At 40.7% G+C, this 26,612-nt stretch carries 22 protein-coding genes; 16 read left to right on the top strand and 6 right to left on the bottom strand.

Going from position 1 to position 26,612, the window contains the following annotated elements; translation table 11 throughout:
• Window positions 1–52: 52 nt before the first annotated feature.
• The 3 genes from glmM to CSV60_RS01060 all read left to right on the top strand — a co-directional run bounded on the left by glmM (window position 53) and on the right by CSV60_RS01060 (window position 3,528).
• Window positions 53–1,402, top strand: a complete 1,350-nt coding sequence (gene glmM, locus CSV60_RS01070) for a phosphoglucosamine mutase (RefSeq protein WP_099635767.1) — start codon at window positions 53–55, stop codon at window positions 1,400–1,402.
• Between the two features lie 125 nt (window positions 1,403–1,527).
• Window positions 1,528–3,147, top strand: coding sequence for a diguanylate cyclase (locus tag CSV60_RS01065; RefSeq protein ID WP_099635766.1), 1,620 nt, complete (start codon window positions 1,528–1,530; stop codon window positions 3,145–3,147).
• 15 nt (window positions 3,148–3,162) lie between these two features.
• On the top strand, window positions 3,163–3,528 hold the full coding sequence (locus tag CSV60_RS01060) for a response regulator transcription factor (RefSeq protein WP_099635765.1): 366 nt from the start codon (window positions 3,163–3,165) through the stop codon (window positions 3,526–3,528).
• Window positions 3,529–3,587: 59 nt separating this feature from the next.
• Here the strand turns inward: CSV60_RS01060 and CSV60_RS01055 are convergent, their stop codons facing one another.
• Window positions 3,588–6,419 carry an ATP-binding protein gene (locus CSV60_RS01055; RefSeq protein ID WP_099635764.1) on the bottom strand — a complete coding sequence of 944 codons (2,832 nt, stop codon included), beginning with the start codon at window positions 6,417–6,419 and terminating at the stop codon, window positions 3,588–3,590.
• A 236-nt stretch (window positions 6,420–6,655) separates the two neighbouring features.
• Window positions 6,656–7,096 (bottom strand): YtoQ family protein, encoded by a 441-nt coding sequence (locus CSV60_RS01050; RefSeq protein ID WP_099635763.1) that lies wholly within the window; start codon window positions 7,094–7,096, stop codon window positions 6,656–6,658.
• A 125-nt stretch (window positions 7,097–7,221) separates the two neighbouring features.
• On the opposite strand from CSV60_RS01050, the gene CSV60_RS01045 reads away from it, so the two are divergent.
• A complete protein-coding gene (locus tag CSV60_RS01045; RefSeq protein WP_099633838.1) occupies window positions 7,222–7,416 on the top strand; it encodes a YwbE family protein in 195 nt (64 codons plus the stop codon).
• 42 nt (window positions 7,417–7,458) lie between these two features.
• Here CSV60_RS01045 and CSV60_RS01040 read toward each other — a convergent pair whose 3' ends face one another.
• Window positions 7,459–7,782: a YbjQ family protein gene (locus tag CSV60_RS01040; RefSeq protein WP_099635762.1), complete on the bottom strand. Its 324-nt coding sequence runs from the start codon at window positions 7,780–7,782 to the stop codon at window positions 7,459–7,461.
• Between the two features lie 227 nt (window positions 7,783–8,009).
• On the opposite strand from CSV60_RS01040, the gene putP reads away from it, so the two are divergent.
• A complete protein-coding gene (gene putP, locus CSV60_RS01035) occupies window positions 8,010–9,491 on the top strand; it encodes a sodium/proline symporter PutP (protein WP_099635761.1) in 1,482 nt (493 codons plus the stop codon).
• 60 nt (window positions 9,492–9,551) lie between these two features.
• On the opposite strand, the gene CSV60_RS01030 is transcribed toward putP, so the two are convergent.
• On the bottom strand, window positions 9,552–11,780 hold the full coding sequence (locus tag CSV60_RS01030) for an S-layer homology domain-containing protein (protein ID WP_158233141.1): 2,229 nt from the start codon (window positions 11,778–11,780) through the stop codon (window positions 9,552–9,554).
• Window positions 11,781–11,926: 146 nt separating this feature from the next.
• Here CSV60_RS01030 and CSV60_RS01025 point away from each other — a divergent pair, with 146 nt between their 5' ends.
• Complete coding sequence (locus tag CSV60_RS01025; RefSeq protein WP_099635759.1) at window positions 11,927–13,111, top strand: MalY/PatB family protein; 1,185 nt, start codon at window positions 11,927–11,929, stop codon at window positions 13,109–13,111.
• A gap of 56 nt (window positions 13,112–13,167) precedes the next feature.
• On the opposite strand, the gene CSV60_RS01020 is transcribed toward CSV60_RS01025, so the two are convergent.
• Window positions 13,168–14,364 (bottom strand): class I SAM-dependent methyltransferase, encoded by a 1,197-nt coding sequence (locus CSV60_RS01020; RefSeq protein ID WP_099635758.1) that lies wholly within the window; start codon window positions 14,362–14,364, stop codon window positions 13,168–13,170.
• Between the two features lie 22 nt (window positions 14,365–14,386).
• Complete coding sequence (gene nfsA, locus CSV60_RS01015) at window positions 14,387–15,118, bottom strand: oxygen-insensitive NADPH nitroreductase (RefSeq protein ID WP_099635757.1); 732 nt, start codon at window positions 15,116–15,118, stop codon at window positions 14,387–14,389.
• Window positions 15,119–15,605: 487 nt separating this feature from the next.
• On the opposite strand from nfsA, the gene hflX reads away from it, so the two are divergent.
• The 10 genes from hflX (at window position 15,606) to CSV60_RS00965 (ending at window position 26,579) form a co-directional block, all read left to right on the top strand.
• Window positions 15,606–16,874 carry a GTPase HflX gene (gene hflX, locus CSV60_RS01010; RefSeq protein WP_099635756.1) on the top strand — a complete coding sequence of 423 codons (1,269 nt, stop codon included), beginning with the start codon at window positions 15,606–15,608 and terminating at the stop codon, window positions 16,872–16,874.
• A 262-nt stretch (window positions 16,875–17,136) separates the two neighbouring features.
• Entirely contained in the window at window positions 17,137–18,000 is an 864-nt protein-coding gene (locus CSV60_RS01005; RefSeq protein ID WP_099635755.1) for a DUF6612 family protein, read from the top strand.
• Between the two features lie 228 nt (window positions 18,001–18,228).
• Complete coding sequence (locus CSV60_RS01000) at window positions 18,229–19,179, top strand: ABC transporter permease (protein WP_099635754.1); 951 nt, start codon at window positions 18,229–18,231, stop codon at window positions 19,177–19,179.
• Window positions 19,172–20,122 (top strand): iron chelate uptake ABC transporter family permease subunit, encoded by a 951-nt coding sequence (locus CSV60_RS00995; RefSeq protein WP_099635753.1) that lies wholly within the window; start codon window positions 19,172–19,174, stop codon window positions 20,120–20,122. The genes CSV60_RS01000 and CSV60_RS00995 overlap by 8 nt, the downstream gene beginning before the upstream one ends.
• Window positions 20,119–20,880 (top strand): iron ABC transporter ATP-binding protein, encoded by a 762-nt coding sequence (locus CSV60_RS00990; RefSeq protein ID WP_099635752.1) that lies wholly within the window; start codon window positions 20,119–20,121, stop codon window positions 20,878–20,880. The genes CSV60_RS00995 and CSV60_RS00990 overlap by 4 nt, the downstream gene beginning before the upstream one ends.
• Before the next feature lie 33 nt (window positions 20,881–20,913).
• The gene (locus CSV60_RS00985) at window positions 20,914–21,876 is read left to right on the top strand and encodes a siderophore ABC transporter substrate-binding protein (RefSeq protein ID WP_099635751.1); all 963 of its coding nucleotides are present in this window, start codon (window positions 20,914–20,916) and stop codon (window positions 21,874–21,876) included.
• A 414-nt stretch (window positions 21,877–22,290) separates the two neighbouring features.
• Complete coding sequence (locus CSV60_RS00980; protein WP_199175227.1) at window positions 22,291–23,433, top strand: MFS transporter; 1,143 nt, start codon at window positions 22,291–22,293, stop codon at window positions 23,431–23,433.
• A gap of 108 nt (window positions 23,434–23,541) precedes the next feature.
• Entirely contained in the window at window positions 23,542–24,204 is a 663-nt protein-coding gene (locus CSV60_RS00975) for a uracil-DNA glycosylase (protein WP_099635749.1), read from the top strand.
• A gap of 20 nt (window positions 24,205–24,224) precedes the next feature.
• A complete protein-coding gene (locus CSV60_RS00970) occupies window positions 24,225–25,961 on the top strand; it encodes an ABC transporter ATP-binding protein (protein WP_099635748.1) in 1,737 nt (578 codons plus the stop codon).
• A gap of 21 nt (window positions 25,962–25,982) precedes the next feature.
• Entirely contained in the window at window positions 25,983–26,579 is a 597-nt protein-coding gene (locus tag CSV60_RS00965) for a DNA-3-methyladenine glycosylase (protein ID WP_099635747.1), read from the top strand.
• Window positions 26,580–26,612 lie beyond the last annotated feature (33 nt).

Below are 26,612 nucleotides of genomic sequence, written 5' to 3'. Positions count from 1 at the left end.
GACTTGTAACAAACGTGATCTACTAAGATGAGATCGAAAGGAAGAATACAACATGACACAGTATTTTGGAACAGATGGCGTCAGAGGTGTAGCGAACGAAGAACTGACACCTGAATTAGCATTTAAATTAGGCAGAATCGGTGGATATTTATTTACTAAAGATGTAGAAGGAAAAGCAGAAGTACTAGTAGGAAGAGATACACGTATTTCAGGTTTAATGCTTGAAAATGCCTTAATAGCAGGTCTATTGTCTGTTGGTGTAGAAGTTATGAAATTAGGCGTAATTAGTACCCCGGGCGTAGCCTATTTAACACGTGTTATGAGCGCACAAGCAGGCGTTATGATTTCAGCATCGCATAATCCGGTTGAAGATAATGGAATTAAATTCTTTGGAGAAACCGGCTTTAAATTAACGGATGCACAGGAAGAGGAATTCGAACAGTTACTAAATGCAGAAGAAGATACATTACCTCGTCCAGTTGGTGGAAATGTAGGAACTATAACGGAATACTTTGAAGGTGGACAAAAGTATATTCAGTATCTGAAACAAATTGTCGACGAGGATTTTGAGAATATCCACGTGGCACTTGATTGCGCACATGGTGCGACTTCGGTCTTGGCAACCCATGTATTTGCGGATTTGGACGCAGACTTGACTACAATGGGTGCTTCTCCAAATGGTTTGAATATCAATGATGGCGTTGGATCTACACACCCTGGAGCACTTGCAGCACTTGTAGTAGAAAAAAGTGCAGATATCGGACTAGCATTCGATGGTGATGGTGATCGTCTTATTGCAGTGGATGAAAAAGGAAATATTGTCGACGGTGACCAAATTATGTTTATTGTAGCCCGATATTTACATAGCAAAGGCAGATTAAAATCAGATACTATCGTCTCTACTGTGATGAGCAACCTCGGTTTCTATAAAGCACTAGAGGAATTTGGCATGAAGAGTGTCCAAACCGCTGTAGGCGATCGGTATGTCGTAGAAGAGATGCGTAAAAATCATTATAATCTTGGCGGTGAGCAATCAGGCCACATTATCTTCATGGATTACAATACAACGGGTGATGGCTTACTGACAGCATTGCAACTTGTGAACATCATGCAGCAAACAGGTAAAAAACTTTCTGAATTAGCTAGCGAAATGAAAGTGTATCCACAGAAACTTGTTAATATCCGTGTAATGGATAAATATGCGGTAATGGATAATATGCGTATTGTCGGAGTTATTAACGAGGTGGAGAAAGAGATGAACGGACAGGGGAGAGTACTTGTACGTCCTTCGGGGACAGAGCCTCTCGTTCGCGTTATGGTCGAATCTGAAACAGAAGCACTGTGTGCAGAATATGCGGATCGGATATCACAAGTAGTAAAAGAAGAAATGGGTCTAGAGTAAATATACGTTCGGGCTGGTAATAGGAAATTCTATATTACCGGCTCTCTTTTTATAGAAGTAGAATACCGGGGAATCAGATGTACAGGACGAAATGGGAATGCTTCCGCTGAACGGAGAGGAAAACAGTGAGTCAAAAAAAATATCAGAAAATGCTTGCACAACGTACAGAGAATATCTTTGAAGAGTGGAAAGCGCGTGGTAGCTTAACGGAAAGGGAGTTATATTACTTTCTTCATAAACTGAAGGGAACATCCGGTACAATCGGATTGCAACAGTTGTCTCTCTTTTGTGCGTCACAATTGGAGATTCTGACGTCTTCCAACGATCAGAAAATACCTGTTACTTCATTAGAAAATTTGAAGAATCGTATTCGATCGCATTTTGATACTACTATCGCCGTGAAAAAAGAAGAATTTCAACTACCTGATCGCTACGTAAACCGTCTGGATCAAGAAACGTTTGTGTTAATTATTGATCAAGATTTAGAGTTCGTATCCAATTTAAAAGAGTTGCTTGAGAAGCTTGGGGCTCAAGTAATTATTTCATTGAATGGAAAGCGTGGCATTGAACAATTTTACTCTATGAGGCCTAGTATTGTAATCATAGATGCAAAGTTGCCTGACATGACAGGCTTTGAAGTATTGGATCAAATTGCAGAACCTGCAAGGCAAAAAAACACGACATTAGCCATATCGAGTGAAGAAGTAACGAAAGAAATTCTGATTGAAACGTATCGCAGAGGTGCTATGGATTTGATATCTAAACCTTTTGATATGGATATCTTTTTCCCTTATTTGTTCAATCGACAATTGCGTCAGCATGCGGTTAGTAGCAGTATGATTACCGATAGCTTGACAGGTGTTGGTAATCGACGCTACTTCGACGAGACTATCAATACGTTGGCTAAAAAAGCCGATCAATCTGAAGCGGCTTTCTCGCTGGTCATAATAGACTTGGATCACTTTAAGCAAGTAAATGATCTGTATGGGCATCCAGCGGGTGATGAAGTTCTACGGATGTTTGGCAAAATCATCAAAGAGGAAAAACGCGAGGGCGATTATGTATGCCGCTATGGCGGGGAAGAGTTCGCTTTATTATTTTGTAATAGTAAAGCAGAGGATACTGTGCACGCTGTTGAGCGGATTCGAGCCAAATTCAATAACACTATATTCACATCCGGTGATGAGACATTCCACGTAACTTTTTCAGCGGGCAGTGCGACGTATGAGGGAAATACTGCAAACATGATATCCGCTGCAGATCAAGCTCTTTATGAGGCGAAGCGTTCAGGGAGAAACCAAACGGTGATTTACGACCAGAGAAAACGGGTAGTAAAACGGAAATTGATCGTCATTATCGTTGATGATGATTCATTCATCAGGCAAATCCTTCAGCAAACCTTGCTGGAGTTAAAATCTCCGGATATCGATATTACCGTTAAGACATATGCTGATGGCCCTTCGTTTCTGGAGGATGACTGGTACAGCCCGGATGCATATTTCATCGTGTTACTGGATGGTGTCATGCCAAAAATGGACGGTCTAGAAGTGTTGAGCCGATTAAAGAGTGACCATTCCAAAACAAATGTCACGGTTTCTATGATGACAGCTAGAAAAAGTGCAAATGATATTAAAGCAGCGCTTTGGCTCGGAGCGGATGATTATATTATTAAACCATTTCAACCGTCGGAAGTGCTCGGAAGAATTGACAAATTAGCGAATCGTTTATTTGATAAAAGAGAATAGAAGAAGGTGCCCATTTTGACACATGTAGGAAAAAAAGTGTTAGTTGTAGACGATGAAGAGATATTACGTATGTTGCTAACGGACACTTTGGAATTTGAAGGATTTCAAGTAGAAGAAGCAGAAGACGGGCTAGAAGCTTTGGGGAAAATTCAAAGCACTCTATATGACGCCATTCTCTTGGATTATATGATGCCACGTATGACAGGTTTAGAATTATTAGAGCGTCTACAATCGCTAGAACTGACAACGCCTATTATAATGCTCACTGCAAAGGCGCAGCAAGCTGATCAGGACGTTGCTTTAGCAAAAGGGGCTTCTTACTTCGTACCCAAACCCTTTAGCCCAAATGAACTGGCTGATTTAATCAAATCATTATTTTAATTCCACTCCATCCATACAAAATAGAAGAACGTCTTCTCCGTAAAGGAAAAGACGTTTTTTTAGTCGTTCTCTGGGTACAAAATTAGACCATCAGATCGCTCCATAGTCTCCATGATAATGGAGGATAAATCGCTGAGAGGATAAGGCTTCGTCAAGTATTTACCGACGTGGAACTTTTCCATCAGCACAGACTCTTTTTCTAATGAAGAAGATATCACAATTGGGATGGATTTGGTTGTAGTGTGTTCTTTCATTTGGCTAATTAAATCCCAACCACTTTCACCTTCTTCTAATTTTAAATCGACGACGACTGCGGCTGGTTGCATGATTTCTATACATATAAATGCCTTGCTAATTTTGGAATGGTGAATGACTGAGAATCCATTGCTTGCTAGTTCTTCTCCCAATAACAATGAAATATTTACATCGTCTTCTACAATGACAACTAAAGGTTTGTCATAGTCAATTTTCTCTTTAGGTAACTGCTGTTTCAAGGGAAGGGAAAAGAAAATGGTTGTCCCTATATTTTCTTCAGAATGTACCCAAATCTGTCCATTATGATCTTGTATAATCTCCCTGCAAATAGATAGACCGAGACCTGTACCGCCAATTTTTCTGCTGTAACTATTATCAAATCTGTAAAATTTTTCAAAAAGATGTTCAATAGTATCTGATGGAATGCCAATGCCTTCATCCGCTATAGAAACGATAACGGCATCCTGTTGATTTAGCAGAGAAATATCCACATTTCCGCCGTCAGGTGAAAATTTAATGGCATTGCCAATTAAATTCATGAATACTTGTAGAATACGATCATAGTCCCCTCTGACCATTGATGAATAGGTGAGATCCTGCATCTTAATCGTATGGTGAGGTGATTGGATCTGTAAATAATCTACGGCCTTTTCAGCTACTTTGCCGATGGATAAGTCCTCCATCGTATAGGATTGTCGCCCTGATTCCATTCGCTGTAAATCTAAGAAGTCATTGATGAGCGCCGTTAATCGGTTTGCTTCGCTATGAATAGTTTCAAGATACCGTTTTTTGCGTTGTTCATCCATATCTTTATTGAGTAAAAGCTCAGAGAATCCAAGGATACTAGATAAAGGTGTTCGTAATTCATGACTAACAGTCGATACCAATTCTGTTTTCATTTTATTGACTTCATGTTCGTGTGTTATATCACGGTGCACGAAGATCGTACCAACTTTTTCATCTTGAATAACAATCGGGACACTGTAAACATTCATTACTCGAGCCCCTTGTGAGGGCAATGAAAGTATATATTCGTTAGTAACGAATTCCGTGGATGTAGACCTAATTGCATTATCAAGAAATGCTTTATATTGAACAGGGTTGTCAATTTGACTGAGGAAATACTCTGTCCATTCTTCTCGTGGCCAAGCTTTATGTTCTGTTTCTGGTTCCATCCCAAGTAAATTAAATAGGGCTGTATTGTACTTATCATTCTCACTTGTATTTGAAACAAAACGAATGCCCTCGTTAATGTTATCCAATATACTCTGATTCAACTGACGTTCATGACTAATGAGTTCATATTGCTCAATACGATCCACCGCGATCGCAATACGTTTAATCAAACCGTATAAATCTTCTTGGTCGTCTTCTGTAAACGGCTTACCAATACGTGAGAGGACGGATACAACGCTTAACTCGTTCACGACATTATAGATACCTGTAACAAAATCATAGACGTATGTAATATTGTCTGCTATCCCTTTTTCATAATCCGCTTCCCTTTTAATAATGAAATAGGGCTCTGTTTTAAGTCGGATTTTTATATACTCTAAACGTTCTTGTTTAATTTCACTGAAAAACTCTTCTGAAATCCCCTTTAACGTATGAATGTCGCTTTTAGGAAGCCAAAGAAAACTTAAGTCGGATTGATAGATGTGATTTAAATAGTGAGATGTTTGGTCACATACTTCTTGCTTATCTAACGAAAATGATAAGATATGACTCAAACCATTGTATCGTTCCAAACGGACACGGGAAAATCGAGCTTCTGATAAAGCGAATTCCATCTTAGTTTGGCGATTGAATAATTCATCTTGCTGTGTAATCAATTCTTCATTTTGTGAAAGAAGCTCCTGCTCATTCATTTGAATGCGTCCCATCATTTTATGAATGGATTGTGAGAGTGCGCCAATCTCATTCTCTGTCTGAATGGGTTGGAATAGGACAGTGCCTTCAGTTTCATACTGATCTGCTGCGCGCGTGATATCTTCTATCGGCTTAACCACTCGGTTGATAACGCTCCAAAACATAAAGATTGGAATAAGCAAGAAGATAAAGCCGAATACTGTGATGATCAAAAAGAATGTTTTGGTTTGTTGCATGGTATTACTATATGCATTTTCCAGCTTATCCTTAGAAGAATCTTCATATTCATTAGCATAGGTAATGAAACTATTAACGGCTAAGTTCGCACCATTCTTTGCTAGGGTTTGTAAGCCAGCATAATCGTCCTTCTTTACAAATTGAATAGCATTTGGAAGGGTAACATTTTCATATTCGATTAAGAAATTATCGATTTCGTCAATGATTCGCTGTTCTTCCGCTGTTAATTGAAGGGACTTAAATTCACGGGAGTGAGAATGGATGTCCTCAATTGCTTGATAAGCAAAATTTAGTTCCTCTTCTATTTGAAATGCATAGTAACCACGAATGCGAAAGAATAGCTCTTGAATTGAATCGGATATATCTTCAATTAATATTGACTTTTCTATTGAGGCTTGCTGTTTATCTTCTAGTTGATCCCAAGAGCTACTAGCATAGAAATACATGCTACCCATCCCGATAATCGCAACAACTATTGAGGCGATGAATACTTTTATGTATTGTTGACGAATCCCTTTTTTATGCGCCATCCGATTGCCCCTTCCCACTTCCTTATATACTCCTATTCTATCATCTGCCTCAGTTATTTACAGAAAGAATTTTCAGTTAAAAAGTAATCTTTTGGATACGTGGTGGTAGAATTGCCTGCGTGGAACTACTAGTCAAAATACGTTGTGTTTCAAATAAAGATGGAGACAAATTGGCAGAAAGAAGAGGACAGACCTATAATTTGATAGGTTTGTCCTCTGGCAAGTAATGTAGATGTTTACTCGAAAATATATTTTAATGCTAGAACTGCTTGATCTACTGATTCCACCGTGACATGTGCTTTACGGGATAGTTCTTTTAATGGATGGTGATGGTTTTCCTGACGGATCAGAATGAGTGGCTTCCCAAAAGCGACTGCTGCGCTGGCATCCATTGCAGTATTCCATTGTTTGTACTGTTCACCAAATAACGCAATGACGACATCTGATTTTTTCATTAAAATTTCCGTTCGTAAGTTGTTGAGGCTTGAAGCCGCGGCATCTTTAAAGATTTTATCCGGCTGTTGTCCTAGAATCTCTTCTCCGATGTTATCCGAGCGGTCATGGTCTTCCATAGGTCCGACAAAGTCTACAGGTAATTGTAGATCTTTTGCTTGTTGTTTGATTTCATCTCGCCAAGATGTATGAATTTCTCCAGCTAGGTATACTGTTAATCGCATGAATACACCTCCTAGTTTGATAGTCTTTATTGTACCATGTATCAAGTCTTCCTTCATCAGATGTACGTAAGCAGAAAGAGATCGTGAATATGGTACACTAAATAAAAAAGAGGAGAGATTAGTATATGAATGGACAGAATCGATCAGATGTAAAACCAGGTTTACGAGTAGCCGTTATTTTAAAGAAAGATCAACGAAGCGGTGTGAAAACAGAAGGTGTTGTTAAAGATTTATTGACCAATTCCAGTTTTCATCCACACGGTATTAAAGTACGACTTGAAGATGGACAGGTTGGACGCGTGGCAGAAATATTAGGATAATAAAAAAGGGGAGGGGTTCCCTCTCCTTTTTTGTGGATTTAATTACTCCCCGTCGCGATACGTAACAGCTGTACCGGTTGCGATACACATCATCATGCCTTCACGTACCATTTCGAAATCTAAGTCTATACCAATGACAGCGTTCGCTCCCATAGCACTCGCTTTCTGAGACATTTCATCCATTGCTGTTTGACGTGCTTCCGTTAGTTTGCTTTCATAGGCAGCACTGCGTCCACCTACAATATCGGTGACAGATGCAAAAATATCCCTGACGATATTTGCCCCCATAATGGTTTCCCCTGACACAATCCCGTGATACGTTTCAATCGTCCGGCCTTGCAACATATTAGTTGTCGTGTGCAACATTCAATCTCCCCCTTTTTTTATATACGTTACAATAGAAAGAATGGTTTCAATATATGCATGAACTATGCAAAGTACGTTACGTTAAGTTGCTGTGTCAAATGGTGTGATTTCCCGGGGAATACTGTCTAAAGATATAGTTCTATTCTACGAATCGCCAAAAAAATGTTCAAAGTGTACTATCCATAAGGTAGTATAGGTATATTGATAGTAAGAAAGGAGAGGATTATATGACGGAGCAAATGTACCAACTCGTTTCTATTGTTATCTATATGATAGCTATGTTGCTAATCGGTTGGTATGCATTCAAACGCACATCGAATCTAACGGACTATATGTTAGGTGGACGGTCGCTCGGACCAGCAGTCACCGCATTAAGTGCGGGAGCTTCTGATATGTCGGGTTGGCTATTGATGGGATTGCCGGGTGCTATTTATCTAAGTGGACTGGGCGAAGCCTGGATTGCAATTGGTTTGACAGTGGGTGCCTATTTAAACTGGTTATATGTCGCACCACGTTTACGTGCATATACGCAAGTCTCAAATAACTCCATCACGATCCCAAGTTTCTTGGATAACAGATTAAAAGATACATCTCGTTTCTTGAGAGTGGCTTCAGGCATTATTATTTTAGTGTTCTTCACATTCTATGTATCTTCAGGCATGGTAGCCGGAGGGAAGTTCTTCCAAAGTTCATTTGGGCTTGAGTATCATACGGGTCTGATTATTGTATCGGTGGTAGTTCTGGCTTATACATTGTTCGGTGGATTCTTGGCAGTTAGTTATACGGATTTCGTACAAGGCTTGATTATGTTTTTGGCACTGATTTTAGTTCCAGCGTTCGGAATTTTTATTACAGGTGGTTTCTCTGAAACGGTAGCGAGTATACGTGAAGTGGATCCCGCTCTGCTTAGCCTTGTGTCAGGTGTCAGTGTTGTCACAATAATCTCCTCGCTTGCATGGGGTCTGGGTTATTTTGGACAGCCGCATATCATCGTCCGTTTTATGGCGATCAAGTCAGTGAAAGAGACGAAAAGTGCAAGAAGGATTGGTATTGGTTGGATGATGCTAAGTTTGTTTGGTGCAATTGCTACTGCATTAATTGGTATCGCGTATTTTCAACAAAATAGCGCAGACTTGGCGGATCCAGAAACGGTCTTTATCGTCCTCGGACAAATTATTTTTCATCCGGTGATTGCAGGCATCATGTTAGCGGCGGTATTGGCGGCTATTATGAGTACGATATCTTCACAATTGATCGTGACATCGTCTGCTTTAATTGAAGACTTGTATAAAGCGGTTTTCAAAACAAATGCTACAGATAGTCACTATGTATTTTTAGGGCGTTTAGCTGTTCTGGTCGTGACAATTATCGCAATGGTACTCGCTTGGCCGAATAAGGAATCTGTATTGAAATTGGTTTCATTCGCTTGGGCAGGTTTCGGCGGGGCATTTGGTCCTATTATTCTCTTGTCATTATACTGGAGAAAGCTAACAGCTAAAGGGGCATTATTCGGTATGGTTATTGGTGCTGTAACGGTAGGTGTTTGGGGAAGTATCGATTTCTTGCATGACACATTGTATGAAATTGTTCCTGGATTTGTGCTTTGCCTTATTGTTGCGGTATTGGTCAGCAAGGCAACGTATAAACACGACCCTGTTATTGAAAAAGAATACGAAGACACATTGGAATTACTTGAAAATGAGATGTGAAAAGGAGCTATCCATTGCGTAATATGCAGTGGATAGCTCTCTTTTTTCTGTCTATATCATTTATAACGCGTCCGTCACTTCGTCGCCATCGGGCAGATACTCGTCTAATCCAATTTTCTTCAAGCCATTTTTAATCTTCGTCGTATAGCCGAGTTTTTCATTTGATAGGAAAGTGGCCTTAGAAATAATAAGTTGCTTCAGTGTAGGCAAGTAAATTGGATCGATTTGTTGCCAAAGTTGATAGGAGTCAATCAAGTCTTCCAGCGTTAAATGTTTATAATCATCACCCTCAAAATTGAATTCCGGAGAAATCTTGTACCAAATATCTCCGTTGTCGCGAATCCATTGATCTTTTTGATAGACAATGGCTCGCTGGACATTGCGGGCGGTATGAAGATATCGCCAATCTCCGAACTCCTGGTAAGACATAAGTAAAATATTCATACCACCAAGTGCATGATTCATGGATGTATGGGTAGTGACTTTCTGTTTAATTGGAAAGTAATCTGCAATGTAATAGGCATCACTAGCCACTCGAATAATATTGCCTTTTCGTTGCTGAGAAACGAGAAGGTCAGCGTAATCGCGCAGTGGTTCATTTGCAGAAGGAATTCCAAACTCATCGCCGCTATTATAATAGAATAAAGCAATTTGTTCATTAAAACGCGTATCAATAAATGGAGCGTGAATATCGTATAAGTTTTTAAGATACGTACTGGTTACTTCTGTTTCCCAGTAGTCTTTGTTTTCTTTAAAGTTTCTCAAGTTGACGAAGGCATTATAGACTAGATTCTTAAAGTAACGCCCTTTATTTTCGTGATAAAGCGTCAATGCACGATCTTCTTTTAGCATCAATAAATTACGACCGTAGTTTTGACCTGAAACGGGCATCGGTTCCGTTGAGTCAGCCAGTTTATTATAGGAGCCTTCAGCTGTGTACCATTTATTGCGCTTCTTGTGATTCTGACTTGTTTCTCTCATCCATTTGAATAGGTCATCTTTTGAATTAAACAACTGCTCATCGGAATCTATATACCAGTGATCCACTATTTCGCCCGCGTTAGCTTGTAGTGTATAGGATGATAAAAGCGTTTTACCGGCTAACGCATAGGAGAAATTCTCTCGCTCTCCAAGAAGTTCACGCGAAACACTTTCTTCATCATTATCATAGCGAAGTGCCAATTGTTTGGATTGGTAGGCCTGTCCAATCAACCGTTCCTCTACAGTGCCGTCCGTCTTGATAAAGCGCAGCAAGCCTGTTGGATAAGTTGTCATATCCGCATCCGTCAGATCTAGATTTTCACGCATGAGTGGATAACGATCATAGCGGAAAAGATCAAACCGTTCGATATCTTGTTCCTTTTGAAGTACTTCCACCGTTATAGATTTGTCAGTTGGATTCGTTAGTTCCGAGAATACAAATACGTCTTTGTTAGGCAATTCACGAACTGTCAATTTGATTTCAGCGCCTTCTTTTCCGACAGCATATGTATACGCACTATCGCGTGAAAACCCATAATTAGTTTGTGTAAAGTCTTTGTATTCAAATGTTTCCTCAGAGCGCAAATAAAGAGGGTGAGTATTGAACGGTACACTTCCTAAATAGGTCTCGGGGACGCTTTTTCTATAGTGACCGGACTCTTCTGGTGTGGAAAGTGTAAACCGCTTAGGTTGTTTAATACGATTAGTTTCCACTAGTATCCGATGCAATGCTTTTGAAAAGTAAGCTCTCGATACAATCGAGTCACCGTATTGAAGAAACTCCTCCACTTGAGGAAACGTATAAATGGGAATGTTTTGTAAGGTAGCCCGATCCGAACTAGAGGGCCAGCTGGAGGCTACTATTTTACTAAAGTCCTTTTCCATATCAAAAGCCGTCATGAATGAATTCCAGAGTTCCGTCTTCGTCAATGGTTCATCAAAGCCGAAAAAACCTCGTCTGCTTGGTTGAATCCAGCCGTTTTCAACGGCAGTCAAAGCAAACCGTCCTTTATCCGATCCCCAGGCAATATCTGAAAAACCATAGGATTTATCGATAAATTTTGATCCGAAGATTTTAGAAAAAGAAACAGCGGCCTGCCCCTTTGTCAGTGGTGTTTCAGGATGAAACTGCATATCAAAATTGCCTGTAATGATTTTCATGTCATCCAGCTGCATGATTTCATTTTTCGCCCAGTGATGATCCGGAACATCTATATATTTTACATCTGTCGTTTGTGCGCTGACAGACTGTATGGAACAAACGAAAAGTAGTGCTAGTAAAAGTGTTGCGGTATTCCATTTTCTCACCTTCATGACCTCCAACTAAATGTTGCTTCAATACTCTAGTATACCCCAAAATAATTCATAACAACAACGGAGGAAGCAAATGGAGACATATGATACAATCGGAATAGATTGACAGTTATGAAATTGATAAAAGTGGAGGTTTCTATATGAATAAAGAAGAGTTTTTGGAACGTTATGCAATTGATCGAAAGGGTACAAACTCGCTGAAGTGGGACAAGCTTGAGGAACGTTTTGGAGATGCAGATTTACTTGCGGCTTGGGTAGCGGATATGGAGTTTAAGGCTCCAGAGCAAGTGATAGAAGCGTTGAAAGAAAAAGTGGACTTTGGGGTGTTCGGCTATACATATGCACCTGAATCGTATTTTGAAGCGTTTATTAAGTGGGAGCGTGAGCATCATGGATATGAAGTGAAAGAGGAATGGATGCGTTTTTCAACGGGCGTCGTAACCGCGTTATACTGGTTTGTTAATGCCTTTACGAAACCTACAGAAGCCGTGATTATCCTGTCTCCGGTCTATTATCCTTTCGCCAACGCAGTGAAAGATACTGGCCGCACACTGATTAGCAGTGAGCTCATTAATACAGCCGGTATTTACACGATTGATTTTGAAGACTTTGAGAAGCAAATAGTGGAGAATGACGTAAAATTATTCATTCATTGTACACCGCATAATCCCGTTGGTCGTGTGTGGACGGCAGAGGAAGCGGAGAAGCTTTTGTCGATCTGTGAAAAGCATGACGTATTAGTAGTGTCGGATGAGATCCATCATGATATGACGTTTGGTAATCACACACATATCCCCTCTGCAATCGTTGCTGAAGGGAAGTACGCTGAGCGTGTCATTACCGTTACATCGGCTTCCAAAACATTCAACTTAGCGGGCTTGTTGACATCACAGATTATTATTGAAAATAAAGCGTTGCTAAAGCAGTTCGATACGTTTGTGAAATCTGTTAGTCAAACAGAAGTAAATATGCTAGGTATGACGGCTGCAGAGGCGGCTTATAATCATGGTTCAGACTGGCTTGAAGGATTACGAGAAGTCGTTAAATCAAATGAACGTTATGCGGTCGAACAGTTCGCAAAGCATGCGCCCAAGTTAATCGTTACACCGTTGGAAGGGACGTATTTATTGTGGATCGACTTGCGTGCACATATCCAACCAGACGGTGTAAAAGAATTTGTGCAAGATACATGTAAACTGGCAATCGACTACGGAGAGTGGTTTGGGAAAAACTCAAAAGGCTTCATTCGTTTAAATCTTGGCACGAAACCGCACTATATTAAGCAAGCGGTGGATAGCATTATTGAGTATTTACCGCAATCTTAAGATAGATAAAAAGATCGCCACATTGTCGTAATAGGACATTGCGGCGATCTTTTTCGTTATGATAGGGTCTGATTGTCATGTGCCGGTAGAAAACTTAGCAAATGCTTCAGTTCATTTTCCAAGAAAGGCTTAGCCTGCAACATATTCCTGAAGGCCGCGTAACGATCAATTTGCCCTGGAGTTGGCTTTTTATCATTTCGGTAGGCACGTATCAAGATGTTCTTCGGTGTATGCTCCATATCGATGAACTCCACAAGTTGGGATTCATAGCCAACTAATGTAAGCAATTCCGCACGGATAGAATCGGTTGCGAGTGCAGCAAAACGTTCTTTCACTAATCCATGTTGTAACATGATATCAAGTGCTGGGGCTTGAATTTGTGAAAACAGCTCATGCTGACAACAAGGAACAGATAGGATGACTGAAGCTCCCCAGCTGACTGCTTTAGCCAATGCCATATCCGTTGCCACGTCACATGCGTGAAGCGTGACGACCATATCGACTGCAGTATCCCCATCATATTCATTAATATCGCCTACTAGAAACTCTAGCTGATCGTATTGCAAATCACGTGCAATTTCCTGGCATTCTTCAATGACTTCCTTTTTTAGATCCAATCCCGTTACTCGAATATCGAGACCTTTTTCGATCCGCAAGTAATGATACAATGCGAACGTCAAATAAGATTTACCTGATCCGAAATCCAAAATACGGATCGGACGGTCTTTCGGCAAGTGAGAAAGCGTGTCATCAATCAGTTCAACAAAGCGATTAATCTGACGAAACTTATCATGTTTTTGATTTTTAACTTTACCTTCCGGTGTTTGAACGCCTAGACGAATGAGAAATGGGTAGGGGGTACCTTCATGTAAAGCGTAATTCTTCGTCCGATTATGCGCATAGTCGACTGTCTTTTCCGTATCGAGAAAAATTCGTTTGATCGACACTTTCATCTTCTTGGATAGTTGAATCTGCATCGTTTCATCTGATAAATCAACATGGAATTGCTTAAAGTTTTCCAAAGCGTCATACAATGGTTGCGCCACGTCTTCAAGTGCTACATTAACATGCTTGAGAATACGTTCATGCTGATATTCAAATTGAATATAAAATTGGCCTTTTAATTCAAGCGGCTTTAATTTAATTCGTTTTACATCATTGGATTTCATTCGTGGCCCGCTAATAGTAGCCCGGATGAATGTTCCATCTGTCATGCGTCGCTGGAGTAGTTCCAGCACGTCATCTACTGACATCGTTTGACACTCCTGTCTTTCTTCAGTTCAATAGGAATCCTTGTTTTTGTAAGAAAGCCTCGAGATCCGTTCTTCTTGGTGTCTCAAGGAAATCTGCCATTTCTTTCGTCCACATCGCATCACGCTGATTGGTATCACGGCTCGCATAGTATTCTTTCATTATTTCGTCATATGCTGGCAATAGATCCTTATACTGATCTTCGTTATACGTGTTTTCATGCAAGACGGCTTCTACAGGTAAACGCGGTTTGACCTCATTGGATTCATTTGGAATGCCGATGGACAATCCAAATAGAGGCACAACGCCTTTTGGCAATTCCAGTACTTCTGAAATTTCTTCCATTGCATTTCGTACACCACCGATATAGCAAATGCCGTAGCCTTTTGATTCGGCAGCAATAACGACATTTTGAGAGAATAAACCAACGTCGATTGCACCAACTAGCACATTCTCCGCTACTGTATAGTCAATTTCTTGACCATGTAAACGAGCGGCGTGAGATAATCGGTTATAGTCCATACAAAATACTAATACTGCGCCAGCTGTGTAGAATTGACGGCGATTCTTGGATAGTTCGGCCAACTGCCCACGTTTTTCCGTGTCCGTTACATACATTACGGTACATGCTTGCACAAAGTGAGAACTGGCTGCGTGTTGACCCGCTTTAATTAGTTCAATCACTGTCTCTCTTGAAATCGGTTCATCTTTATAACGTCGAACCGATGAGTGAGATTTTAATAAATCGATTACCATACAATCCCTCCGCATTCGTATTCATCAGGACATTTATCTTCCTGAAACTCTTCTTTTATCCTACACTATTCTGACCTTTCGGGAAACACTGAAGCTTATTTTGACTGTAGTTGATCTCATACTAAGAGAGGTAGAGAACTCGATTGATAGGACAGGTTTGATAGAATAGAAGAACATCATTTATTTGGGAGGGGTTGCTTACTATGAAACTCGACCACCTTGTTTATTTCGCGTAGGATAATCCACACAGCATGAAAGCTTTGGAACAGCGAATGCGTTATTGTATGCTGACAATGTACATATCGAATGACGAACCGTAGAAGACGAAGACAAAGCAAGAATAGCGGCACCGGATCAGCCGCTTACCGCACAATACTTTCATGATCAGCAAACTGGAGACGGTTGGCAGCGATACATTTCACAACGAACGATTAGTAAACAGAACGCCGGGTACACTATATATAAAGATGTCAGGGGGAGTGCTAGCATGGATGTGTTAATTGAAAAGGCCATAATAGTTGGCGTGCACGAACAGAAGGATTTGCACTTTGAATATGCGATGGAAGAATTAAAGAATTTGGCGGAAGCAATCGATGTGGAAGTCCTAGGTGAAGTGACACAGAATTTGGAAAGGAAAAATCCATCTACATATATTGGAAGAGGCAAGATTGATGAAATCCGTAGTGTATATGAGGATTCTGAAGCAAATTTACTAATTTTCAATGATGAATTATCACCTTCCCAATTGCGAAATCTGGAGAGAGATCTAGAATGTAAAATCATTGACCGTACTATGCTTATATTGGATATTTTTGCGAGACGGGCACGCAATCGCGAGGCGCAGATGCAAGTTGAATTGGCGCAACTGCAATATACATTGCCGAGACTTGTTGGACTTCGGGCTTCACTCAGTAGACAAGGTGGCGGAACAGGAGGCGGCTTACAAAATAAAGGAGCCGGTGAAACGAAGCTTGAGCTTGACCGACGGAAAATCGAAGATCAGATTGCGAAACTTCGCCGAGAACTCGAGCATGTGAGTGATCAACGTGAAACACAGCGAAAACAGCGTGTCAGAAGCGGCATACCTGTTGTGTCGATTGTGGGTTATACGAACGCTGGGAAATCCACGTTGATGAACCGATTGTTGCAATATACAGATGTAGATGAATCCAAAGAAGTCAGTGAAAAAGATATGCTGTTCGCAACGCTTGAAACTGCTGTAAGAAAAATCAAACTGCAAGATAAAAAAGAATTTATTTTAACGGATACCGTAGGGTTCGTTTCCAAACTCCCTCACCATCTTGTCCAAGCATTCCGTTCGACACTAGAAGAAGCCAAGAATGCGGACTTACTGCTGCATGTTGTGGATGTTTCCGACGAAGAACATGGTCATATGATGGATGTTACCAACGAAACATTAGGAGATATTGGTGTAAAAAGTATCCCTACCATCAATATATATAATAAATCGGACTTGACCGAAATCTCCTATCCGCGTGTAAAGGATCAGAGTATTTGGATGTCAGTTGCCGAAAATAAAGGTATTCCTGAATTGTTAACTTTGATCCAACAAAACTTATTTCGACAATATGTCACGTGTAAATTGATGATTCCATACGATCGTGGAGAAATCGTTGCCCATCTCAATGAAAATGCTTCGATTAAAGATACGGCATACGAAGAAGAAGGAACAGTGATGACTGTGGAAATGCCCGAAAGTGAATGTGAACGTCTTCAAGAATTTATTTTGAAGTGACCGTAAAAAAAGGCTGCATGCGCAATGCATACAGCCAAATCCTTTTATCTTTATAAGAAGAGAAAGGGGGTGGGATGCTTCTAGTTTGCCCGAATTACAAAAATCTAAACATCTTGAATAGAAATAATAAAATAGACTTACTATATCCTTCTTTTTTCACAGTACTTTATTTTTCATGCTTACTATACAAAGGTGGATCTGAAGGTTTTTTCTTGATTAATCATAAACCTTCGCAAGGAAAATATAAGGAGTGATGGACTGTATGAAAAAATGGACAAGAATTTGTGCAGCAGGAATCCTAGCATTTGTATTAAGTGCCTGCGGTCAAACTGCTGTACCTAAAGAAAATCCTATTACAGGGGAAAAAGAAGAAGTAGTCGTAAAGAGCGAACTGACAGCCGGTGAAGTAATGAAAAAAGCGAATGCAGCAGCAGAAACACAACAAAGTATGCATTCTGATATGGAAATCTTGCAAACGTTAGAAATGGGGGATGAGAAGCAAGAAATTACTTCAACGATTGATATGGATATGATTCTTGAACCACTCGCTATGCGTCAAACGATGAATATGCAAGTTGGCGGTGAAGAAATGGCAATAGAACAATATATGACAGAAGAAGGCTTCTTCATGAAAGATCCACAATCAGGCAGATGGGTTAAACTGCCGAATGACATGTATAAAGAAGTCACCGGTCAAATGGCTGGAGTGACCGAATCACCAGTGGACTTTTCTATGTATAAAGAATATGCAAAGGATTTTATATTTGAAGAAACCCATGATGAATACGTTCTGACATTGGAAGGATCCGGTGAAAAGTTCAGTGAACTAATGAAAGAAATGCTGGGGAAGAATATGCCGCTAGGAACAGATGAAGCGATGCCGGTAGAGGCGGATATGAAAGTGGAAAAGATCAATCTACAATTCAGCATTGATAAAAAGACCTTCTTCACAAAAGACTTTGACATGGATATGATCATGACTATGGACGAGCAAGGTCAAAAAATCAAAGTCACACAGAATGTTACAGGGACGATGACAAAGATTAATGAGGTCGATGAAATCAAAATACCGAAAGAAATAATAGATAATGCTCAAAAAATGGATTCAAGAACAAATCAGCAGTAAAGGATACACCGTTTTCCGTGTCATATGGGAAACGGTATTTTTATATGATTTTATATAGACACATAACAGTTTTACATCTCGTACTATCAACTTACCGACAATTATTGATAACGATTTTCATTTAGATATTGACATCATATGTTAAACGCGGTAAAGTTGTTCTTGAGCGAATGATAATCATTTTCATTTAAGTGAGAAATGCTCAAATATTCGATATCGGAGTTCTTCATGAAGAAACGTTACTTAATTACAGCAGTTATACTTTTATCATTTCTCTCGCTGTTTGTCGGTGCAAGCCGAATCACACCAGCGGACCTATTGGACTGGCGCTCAGAAGCAACGGAAATATTGTTGATTAGTCGAGTTCCTCGATTGGTTGCGATAGTACTTGCAGGCGCAGGGATGAGTATTGCAGGTTTGATTATGCAACAACTGAGCCGAAATAAATTTGTATCTCCAACCACAGCGGGAACGTTGGATGCAACTAAACTGGGAATCTTAGTGTCTATGTTGATATTTACCAATGCAACGCTATTAGAGAAAATGGCGGTATCGTTCACATTCGCCTTACTAGGCACTTTCTTGTTTATGCAAATTCTTGACCGTATTAAATTTAAAGATGCGATCTTCATTCCGCTCGTTGGATTGATGTTCGGGAATATCCTATCTTCCATCTCCACATTTTTTGCATTTAAAGCAAACGTGATCCAGAATATGTCTGCTTGGCTTCAAGGAGATTTTTCCATGATCATGAAAGGTCGTTATGAGCTTTTGTATATTAGTATACCTGTGTTGATCATTACATATTTATATGCGAATCGATTTACAGTGGCAGGTATGGGAGAGGACTTTTCCAAAAACTTAGGACTCGCTTATAAGAGTATCGTCAATATCGGATTGATCCTAGTCGCATTAATTACGACAACCGTTGTATTGACAGTGGGACTAATTCCATTCCTAGGATTAATCATTCCGAACATTGTCTCGATCTTTAAAGGAGACCATCTACAAAAGACGTTGCCGCATACTGCATTGCTAGGTGCAATCTTCCTTCTTATCTGTGACATTCTAGGCAGGGTTATTATCTTCCCTTATGAAATCTCGATCAGTTTAATGGTCGGTGTCATTGGAAGCGCAATCTTCCTGTTCTTGTTGTTTAGGGGGAAAGCCTATGCGTAATTCAACGAAGCTATTAATTTTATTAGCATTTTCATTAGTATTTTGTGGCTTGTATCTATTTCAAGACTTGAACGGCAGCTATGACTATGCACTTCCTAGAAGAGCGGTCAAAGTGGTGGCGATGATTTTAACAGGTGTGGCAGTAGCATATTCCACAGTTATTTTCCAGACGATCACGCATAACCGCATTTTAACACCAAGTATCATGGGTTTGGATTCACTCTATATCCTGCTACAAACCGTTCTGATTTTCTTTTTCGGATCGACTTCATTTGTACTGATCAACCAGCAGTTTAACTTCATGCTGTCTGTAGGTGCAATGATAGTGTTCGCCTTGCTGCTCTATCACTTCTTATTCGGTAGAGGGAACCGGCCAATTTATTTCTTATTGCTCGTCGGGATCATCGTCGGTACATTCTTCGGAAGTATTTCGACATTCCTGCAAGTGATGATTGATCCGAATGAATTCTTGCGTGTGCAAGATAAGATGTTTGCGAGTTTCAACAATATCAACGGAGATCTCGTTTGGTGGGCATTAGCAATATTAGTTATTACACTTATTATCGGTTGGCGCTATATCAATGAACTCGATGTACTATCATTGGGACGGGATACAGCAATCAATCTAGGTGTGCCCTATCAGTCGATCGTCAAGATCATGTTGATTTTATCATCAGTACTGATTGCGGTGTCCACTGCACTTGTAGGTCCGATTACATTCTTCGGATTGATCGTAGCTAATTTGTCTTACCAATTCTTCAACACGTTCAAGCATTCGGTGTTAATTGCCGGTGCTGCGTTGATGAGTGTCATTGCATTAGTTGGCGGTCAATGGATCGTTGAACGTCTATTTTCTTTCTCGACCACACTCAGTGTGATCATTAACTTTGTCGGTGGCATGTACTTTATCTACTTATTATTAAAGGAGAGTCGATCTTCATGATTCAAGTTCGTGAGTTAACGAAGTTTTATGGAAAAAAAGCAGTCGTCGAAAAGGTCAGTGTAAATATTCATCGTGGAAAAATCACGTCATTCATTGGACCAAACGGGGCTGGTAAATCTACTCTTCTATCGATGGTAAGTCGATTAATGGATGCTGACACGGGCGAAGTATTGCTCGATAAAGGTAAAGTGAAAGATATGAAATCTAACGACTTTGCTAAGCGCGTCGCGATTTTAAAGCAATCCAACTTTATGAATGTCAAACTTACCATCCGCGAACTTGTTTCGTTCGGTCGTTTCCCGCACTGTAAGGGCCGTCTTCAGGAAGAAGATGAGCGGATGGTGGATCAGGCATTGGAATATATGGGTCTGACAAACATGCAAGAAGCATATTTGGATGAATTATCCGGCGGTCAGCGTCAACGAGCTTTCATCGCCATGACGATTGCACAAGACACCGATTATATTTTACTCGATGAACCACTGAATAACTTGGATATGAAACACTCTGTGCAAATCATGAAAATCTTGCGTCAGCTCGTTGATGAACTTGGCAAAACTGTGATCATCGTCTTACATGACATCAACTTTGCCTCTGTCTACTCAGACCGCATCGTGGCGTTGAAGAACGGAAAAGTCGTCAGAGACGGTGTAACGAATGATATTATCACCTCTGAATCATTACGAGAAATTTACGATATGGAAATTCCGATACAACAAATGAAAGATTGCCGTATTTGTGTATACTTTAACTCTTAAAATCCATTATAAAAAGTGAGGAATTATACTAAAATGAAAAAACTTACCCTTTCTCTATTTGCATTAATCCTAATGCTTGCACTTGCCGCTTGTGGTGGTGCGAAAGACGAAGAAAAACCTGCAAACAATGCAACACCTGAAGATAAGCCAGCTGAAGAAAGCACAGAAATAACAGTTACACATGAACTTGGTGAAACAACACTTGAAAAAAATCCCGAAAAGGTAGTAGTTTTTGACTTTGGAACATTAGATACATTGGATGAATTAGGAATTGAAGTAGCAGGTCTTCCACAAACAAACGTACCTGGTTACTTATCCAAGTATGAAGATAAAAAGTATGAAAATCTTGGTAGTTTGAAAGAGCCTGACTTTGAAGCAATCAATGAAATGAAGCCTGATGTAATTCTTATCTCTGCTCGTCAAGCAGACTTGTATGACCAGTTGTCTGAAATCGCACCGACTATCTACTTGGGCGTTGATACATCTAACTATATGGAATCTTTCAAAGAGAACATGGATAAAATTGCTACAATCTTCGATAAAGAAGATGAAATGAATACTGAATTAGCAGATGTAGATGCAAGCATCGAAGAAATCAAAACTAAAACTGAAGAAATCGACAGCAAAGCATTGATTGTCTTGGCAACTGAAGGAAAAGTAAGTGCATACGGTCCTAGCTCACGTTTCGGACTAGTTCACGACGTATTCGGTTTTGAACCGGCTGATGAAAAAATTGAAGTTTCTACACATGGACAAAATATTACATTTGAATACATTTTAGAAACAAACCCAGATATTCTCTTCATAATCGACCGTGACGCAGCAATCGGTAATGGCGCAACAGCGAAAGATTCTGTTGAAAACGATCTTGTGAAGAAAACAAACGCATTCAAAAACGATAAAATGGTTTATTTGAACGGTGAATACTGGTACCTATCTGGTGGCGGACTTCAATCGATCAAAGAAATGATCAAAGAAGTAGAAGCTGGACTATAAGAATGAATGAAATCCCGGGAGACTCTGTCTTCTGGGATTTTTGTATTTACCTGGTTATTCTTTAGCTTTAATTTATGGATTGCGCTCAATACACTTTGAGGAGCGCTCTATGTATTACCTCACCCGCTCAATCGGTCGATCTGTTCGCTCAATCCACGTCCGCTAGCGCTCTATGTGGTAGTTGTCGCGCTCTATCACATTTGCTATCCGCTCAAAGCCGTCCCGCTCAATAACTATACACAGCAAACAATATCCAAAAACCACCACTAAACAAAACTAGTCAAATTCCATTAAAAAGTGCTATAATGACACCTGTAAAGACATATAAAGATTGCACAATAGAAAGGTAGAAGCCCAGTGAAAAAGAAAGAAATCTCACGAAATAAATTGCTAGGAATCGCAGGTACTGGCTGGATGTTCGATGCGATGGATGTTGGAATTCTGTCATTCGTCATTGCTGCACTGGCTGTTGATTGGAATCTGACTTCGGCGGAGATGGGCTGGATTGGTAGCATTAACTCCATCGGTATGGCGATAGGTGCATTCGGATTCGGTTTATTGGCAGACCGAATTGGACGTAAGCAAGTATTTATGCTGACATTGGTTTTATTTTCAGTTGCGAGCGGCTTATCCGCTTTGACGACGACGTTATGGGCGTTTTTAGCCTTACGCTTCTTAGTAGGAGCAGGGCTGGGTGGGGAGTTGCCTGTTGCCTCTACATTGGTTTCGGAAAGTGTATCCGCAAAAGAGCGGGGACGTGTAGTGGTGTTACTTGAAAGCTTCTGGGCGGCGGGCTGGCTCTTAGCGGCTTTAATAGCGTATTTCATTATCCCGGAATTCGGTTGGAGAGTAGCACTGATCATCACAGCGCTACCGGCATTTTATGCGATTTACTTACGACGTAATTTACCTGACTCTAAGAAGTTTGTAGAGCAAGAAAAAATATCACAAACGACAGGACAGAAACTAAAGCAATTACTGGCGCCGGCATTTAGAAAACGGACGCTTATGCTGTGGATCGTATGGTTTGCGGTGGTCTTCTCGTATTACGGCATGTTCCTTTGGCTACCAAGCGTCATGGTGATCAAAGGCTTCAGTTTAATCAAAAGCTTTGGCTATGTATTATTGATGACCATAGCACAGTTACCAGGTTATTTCAGTGCCGCTTGGCTAATTGAACGCATGGGACGAAAATTCGTCCTTGCTACCTATTTATTCGGAACGGCACTCAGTGCTCTAGCTTTCGGTAATGCGGAGACATTGACTACATTGATGGTCGCTGGTGCATTTTTATCCTTCTTTAACTTGGGTGCTTGGGGAGCGCTCTATGCGTATTCGCCGGAACAATATCCTACCGCTATTCGAGCGACAGGCTCTGGAGTTGCCGCTGCAGTTGGGCGTGTGGGAGGTATTTTTGGACCGCTTCTCGTTGGTTCACTGTTAACAGCTGGATACGGTTTCGGAGTCATTTTTGGTATTTTCTGTGCAGCCATCATGGTAGGTGTACTAGCCGTCATTTTCCTTGGAACAGAAACAAAACAAACAGAGTTAACATAGTATAAAACAAGTCGTTTCCATTTTATATAAATGGGAGCGACTTTTTTGATGGTTAACATTTTTTATTCGGTAGCAAAACCTTTATAATTACAGAAAGGAGTGAATACAATGTTTCGTGTACCAGATGAAATTGCGCGTATAGCTTTAGAACGTAGCGAAGGATTTCCAGTAGAAGGCTTTGTCCACGGAGAAGGGCCGCAATCACCAACACTTTTGCTGATTGGTGAAGCACCGGGGGAACATGAAGCGATACATGGTGTTCCGTTCATCGGTCGCGCAGGTGATGAATTAATGAAATCTCTTGCATCGATCGGCCTTACACGTGAAGATGTCTATATGACAAGTTCGTTCCGCAGTAGACCGTACAAATGGGGAACGAGGAAAGAACGGGATGGTAGTTTGACGGAACGAAAGTATAATCGTCCACCCACACAAAAAGAGCAATTGGCTCATGCACAGGTCCTCGATTTTGAAGTAGCCAACCTTCAACCGAAGCTTATCGTAACACTCGGCAATATTGGTCTGCAGCGCATGCTAGGTAAACATGCGAAGGTCACGGCTCTTCATGGACAAGTCCTAACGCAACCTGTGCAATATCTAGCGAAATTGGAAGATAAACAATATAGTCTAACAGATGAATCGTACACTATCATACCGACATTCCATCCAGCATCCGTGTTTTATCGCCCGTCCCATAGACCTGATCTAGAAGCCGATTGGCAGCGGATTGGTGAATATCTCCAAGGGGAATTGCGGTATCCGTTTGAATAAGGTAGAAATGAGGAAGCAGTATGAATGCTCAAGTAAAACCTAAAGGATCCGTTAAAAACTTTATAAATTTAGTCAAAACATTGCGTTGGCCGGTAGCCGTAACCATCATTGCCCTGGTGCTATCTTTTGTTGAAACGGTTGCCGGTCTTGCTGTACCATTAATCACTAAAGATTTGGTGGACTCATTCACAAGTGAACTATTGAACTGGAAGACGGGCATATTCCTGCTCGTTTTATTTGTGGTACAAGCAATTGCCGGTGGCTTTTCCTATTATATGCTTGCATTTATTGGTGAGACGGTAGTTGCGGACTTGCGCAATCAGTTATGGCAAAAAGTATTGCGTTTACCTGTGCCATATTTTGATCGGAATGAAACTGGAGAAACGATGAGTCGTGTTACGCAAGATACGACCGTATTAAAGTCACTTGTCTCAGAGCATCTAGTATCGTTCATCTCAGGGCTGATTTCGATTATTGGTGCAGTTATTATTTTATTGGTCCTCGATTGGAAAATGACGATCATTATGTTGATTAGTGTGCCGGTTAGTATGGCGATCTTGTATCCGCTTGGTCGCTTAATGCACAAAGTAGCAAAAGCCACACAGGCTGAAATGGCAAAGTTTTCGGGACATCTTGGCCGTGTGCTTGGCGATATCCGGTTAGTGAAAGCATACCGCGCAGAACCTACTGAAGGAGAGAAAGGTAAAGTTGCCATTCAATCTCTATTTCGATATGGGTTGAAAGAAGCAAAAATTCAAGCTGTTATTTCACCTATCATGATGTTGACAATGATGGGTATCTTAGTAGTGATTCTTGGGTATGGAGGAGCGCAAGTGGCAAGGGGAGTGTTATCAGCAGGAACATTGGTGGCAATTATTTTCTTGCTATTTCAGATCATTGTACCGGTCGCGCAAATGGCCCGATTTTTCACTTCGTTCCAAAAGGCAGTAGGGGCAACAGAAAGAATTCAAGAAATTCTACAAATGGATTCTGAACCTACTGGCGGTCAACTTTCATCGAAAATGGAAGGTGCCATCGCATTTTCAAATGTTCATTTTTCATATGAAGAGGGAAGAGATGTAGTGAACGGAATTTCATTCACTGCAGAGCGAGGAACTGTAACGGCATTCGTCGGACCAAGCGGCGGAGGAAAGACGACAATCTTTTCGTTGGTGGAGAGATTTTATCAACCAACTTCGGGAGAAATACGTTTTGGAGGAGATTCGATCCAAAAAATCCCGTTATCTGATTGGCGCCAACGTATAGGCTACGTTTCACAGGAAAGCCCATTATTAAGCGGAACGATTTTAGATAACATTGCGTACGGTCTAAAAGTGAGACCGCCTCTTGAACAAGTCATTGAAGCTGCAAGAGCTGCCAATGCGTATAAATTCATAAAAGATATGCCGGATCAATTCGATACCATGGTTGGGGAGCGCGGCATGAAGTTGTCCGGTGGTCAGCGCCAACGTATTGCCATCGCACGTGCTTTATTGCATGACCCGGAGATTCAATTACTGGATGAAGCTACGTCGAATTTGGATAGCGGTTCGGAAACGCATGTACAAGAAGCATTGCGCCGTTTGATGCTAGGCAGAACAACGCTAATTATTGCACATCGATTGGCAACCGTATTGCACGCGGATCAATTACTGTTCTTAGAAAATGGTCAGATCACTGGTAGAGGAAATCACACGGAATTATTGAAAACACATGATCTCTATCGTGAATTCGCAGAGGGACAGGGATTGGCATGAAAACTGAAGGGAGAAGGTAGTATGTATGAACCACTTAGTTCATCTTTCTATAATGTACCTGTACTAGAGCTTGCCCGTAATTTAGTCGGTCAATATATTGTCCATGAGCAACCCGAAGGACTATCAGTAGTTAGAATTGTGGAAACTGAAGCGTATCACGGGGCTGAAGATCGCGCAGCACATAGTTATGGTAATCGTAGAACGAAGCGAACAGAAATCATGTTTGGTAAGCCAGGATCTGTCTATACATATCAAATGCATACCCACACATTAATGAATGTCGTTTGTGCAAAAGAGGGCACACCGCATGCTGTGTTATTGCGGGCGGGTGAACCAATAGAAGGAATAAGTCATATGCAACAACGCCGTGGCATACACATTAAAAAAGAAACCGATCTTACAAACGGGCCTGGAAAGCTTTCTAAGGCTCTCGGGGTGACGATGTCATATTATGGTCATCATTGGACACAGAAGCCTCTCTACATAGCTGAAGGCTTTCCTCAGGCTGAAATAGAAGCGGGTCCACGGGTAGGGATTGGCAACACGGGCGAAGCTGTGCATTATCCTTGGCGTTTCTATGAAAAAGACAACCCGTTCGTCTCAAAATATAGAAAATAAATTAATGAATGTCTCGCATGTACTTGGTTATAG

This window comes from Sporosarcina sp. P7, from assembly GCF_002743425.1.
GTDB lineage: Bacteria > Bacillota > Bacilli > Bacillales_A > Planococcaceae > Sporosarcina.
The sequence above is the reverse complement of the archived record's forward strand: the minus strand, read 5'-3'. Positions and strand labels throughout refer to the sequence as shown.

Bases quoted from the DNA above. Each gene is read 5' to 3' on its own strand.
- glmM (WP_099635767.1), top strand. From the start codon at position 53: ATGACACAGTATTTTGGAACAGATGGCGTCAGAGGTGTAGCGAACGAA.
- CSV60_RS01055 (WP_099635764.1), bottom strand. From the start codon at position 6,419: ATGGCGCATAAAAAAGGGATTCGTCAACAATACATAAAAGTATTCATC.
- CSV60_RS01050 (WP_099635763.1), bottom strand. From the start codon at position 7,096: ATGCGATTAACAGTATACCTAGCTGGAGAAATTCATACATCTTGGCGA.
- CSV60_RS01045 (WP_099633838.1), top strand. From the start codon at position 7,222: ATGAATGGACAGAATCGATCAGATGTAAAACCAGGTTTACGAGTAGCC.
- CSV60_RS01040 (WP_099635762.1), bottom strand. From the start codon at position 7,782: ATGTTGCACACGACAACTAATATGTTGCAAGGCCGGACGATTGAAACG.
- putP (WP_099635761.1), top strand. From the start codon at position 8,010: ATGACGGAGCAAATGTACCAACTCGTTTCTATTGTTATCTATATGATA.
- CSV60_RS01025 (WP_099635759.1), top strand. From the start codon at position 11,927: ATGAATAAAGAAGAGTTTTTGGAACGTTATGCAATTGATCGAAAGGGT.
- CSV60_RS01020 (WP_099635758.1), bottom strand. From the start codon at position 14,364: ATGTCAGTAGATGACGTGCTGGAACTACTCCAGCGACGCATGACAGAT.
- nfsA (WP_099635757.1), bottom strand. From the start codon at position 15,118: ATGGTAATCGATTTATTAAAATCTCACTCATCGGTTCGACGTTATAAA.
- hflX (WP_099635756.1), top strand. From the start codon at position 15,606: ATGGATGTGTTAATTGAAAAGGCCATAATAGTTGGCGTGCACGAACAG.
- CSV60_RS01005 (WP_099635755.1), top strand. From the start codon at position 17,137: ATGAAAAAATGGACAAGAATTTGTGCAGCAGGAATCCTAGCATTTGTA.
- CSV60_RS01000 (WP_099635754.1), top strand. From the start codon at position 18,229: ATGAAGAAACGTTACTTAATTACAGCAGTTATACTTTTATCATTTCTC.
- CSV60_RS00995 (WP_099635753.1), top strand. From the start codon at position 19,172: ATGCGTAATTCAACGAAGCTATTAATTTTATTAGCATTTTCATTAGTA.
- CSV60_RS00990 (WP_099635752.1), top strand. From the start codon at position 20,119: ATGATTCAAGTTCGTGAGTTAACGAAGTTTTATGGAAAAAAAGCAGTC.
- CSV60_RS00985 (WP_099635751.1), top strand. From the start codon at position 20,914: ATGAAAAAACTTACCCTTTCTCTATTTGCATTAATCCTAATGCTTGCA.
- CSV60_RS00980 (WP_199175227.1), top strand. From the start codon at position 22,291: ATGTTCGATGCGATGGATGTTGGAATTCTGTCATTCGTCATTGCTGCA.
- CSV60_RS00975 (WP_099635749.1), top strand. From the start codon at position 23,542: ATGTTTCGTGTACCAGATGAAATTGCGCGTATAGCTTTAGAACGTAGC.
- CSV60_RS00970 (WP_099635748.1), top strand. From the start codon at position 24,225: ATGAATGCTCAAGTAAAACCTAAAGGATCCGTTAAAAACTTTATAAAT.
- CSV60_RS00965 (WP_099635747.1), top strand. From the start codon at position 25,983: ATGTATGAACCACTTAGTTCATCTTTCTATAATGTACCTGTACTAGAG.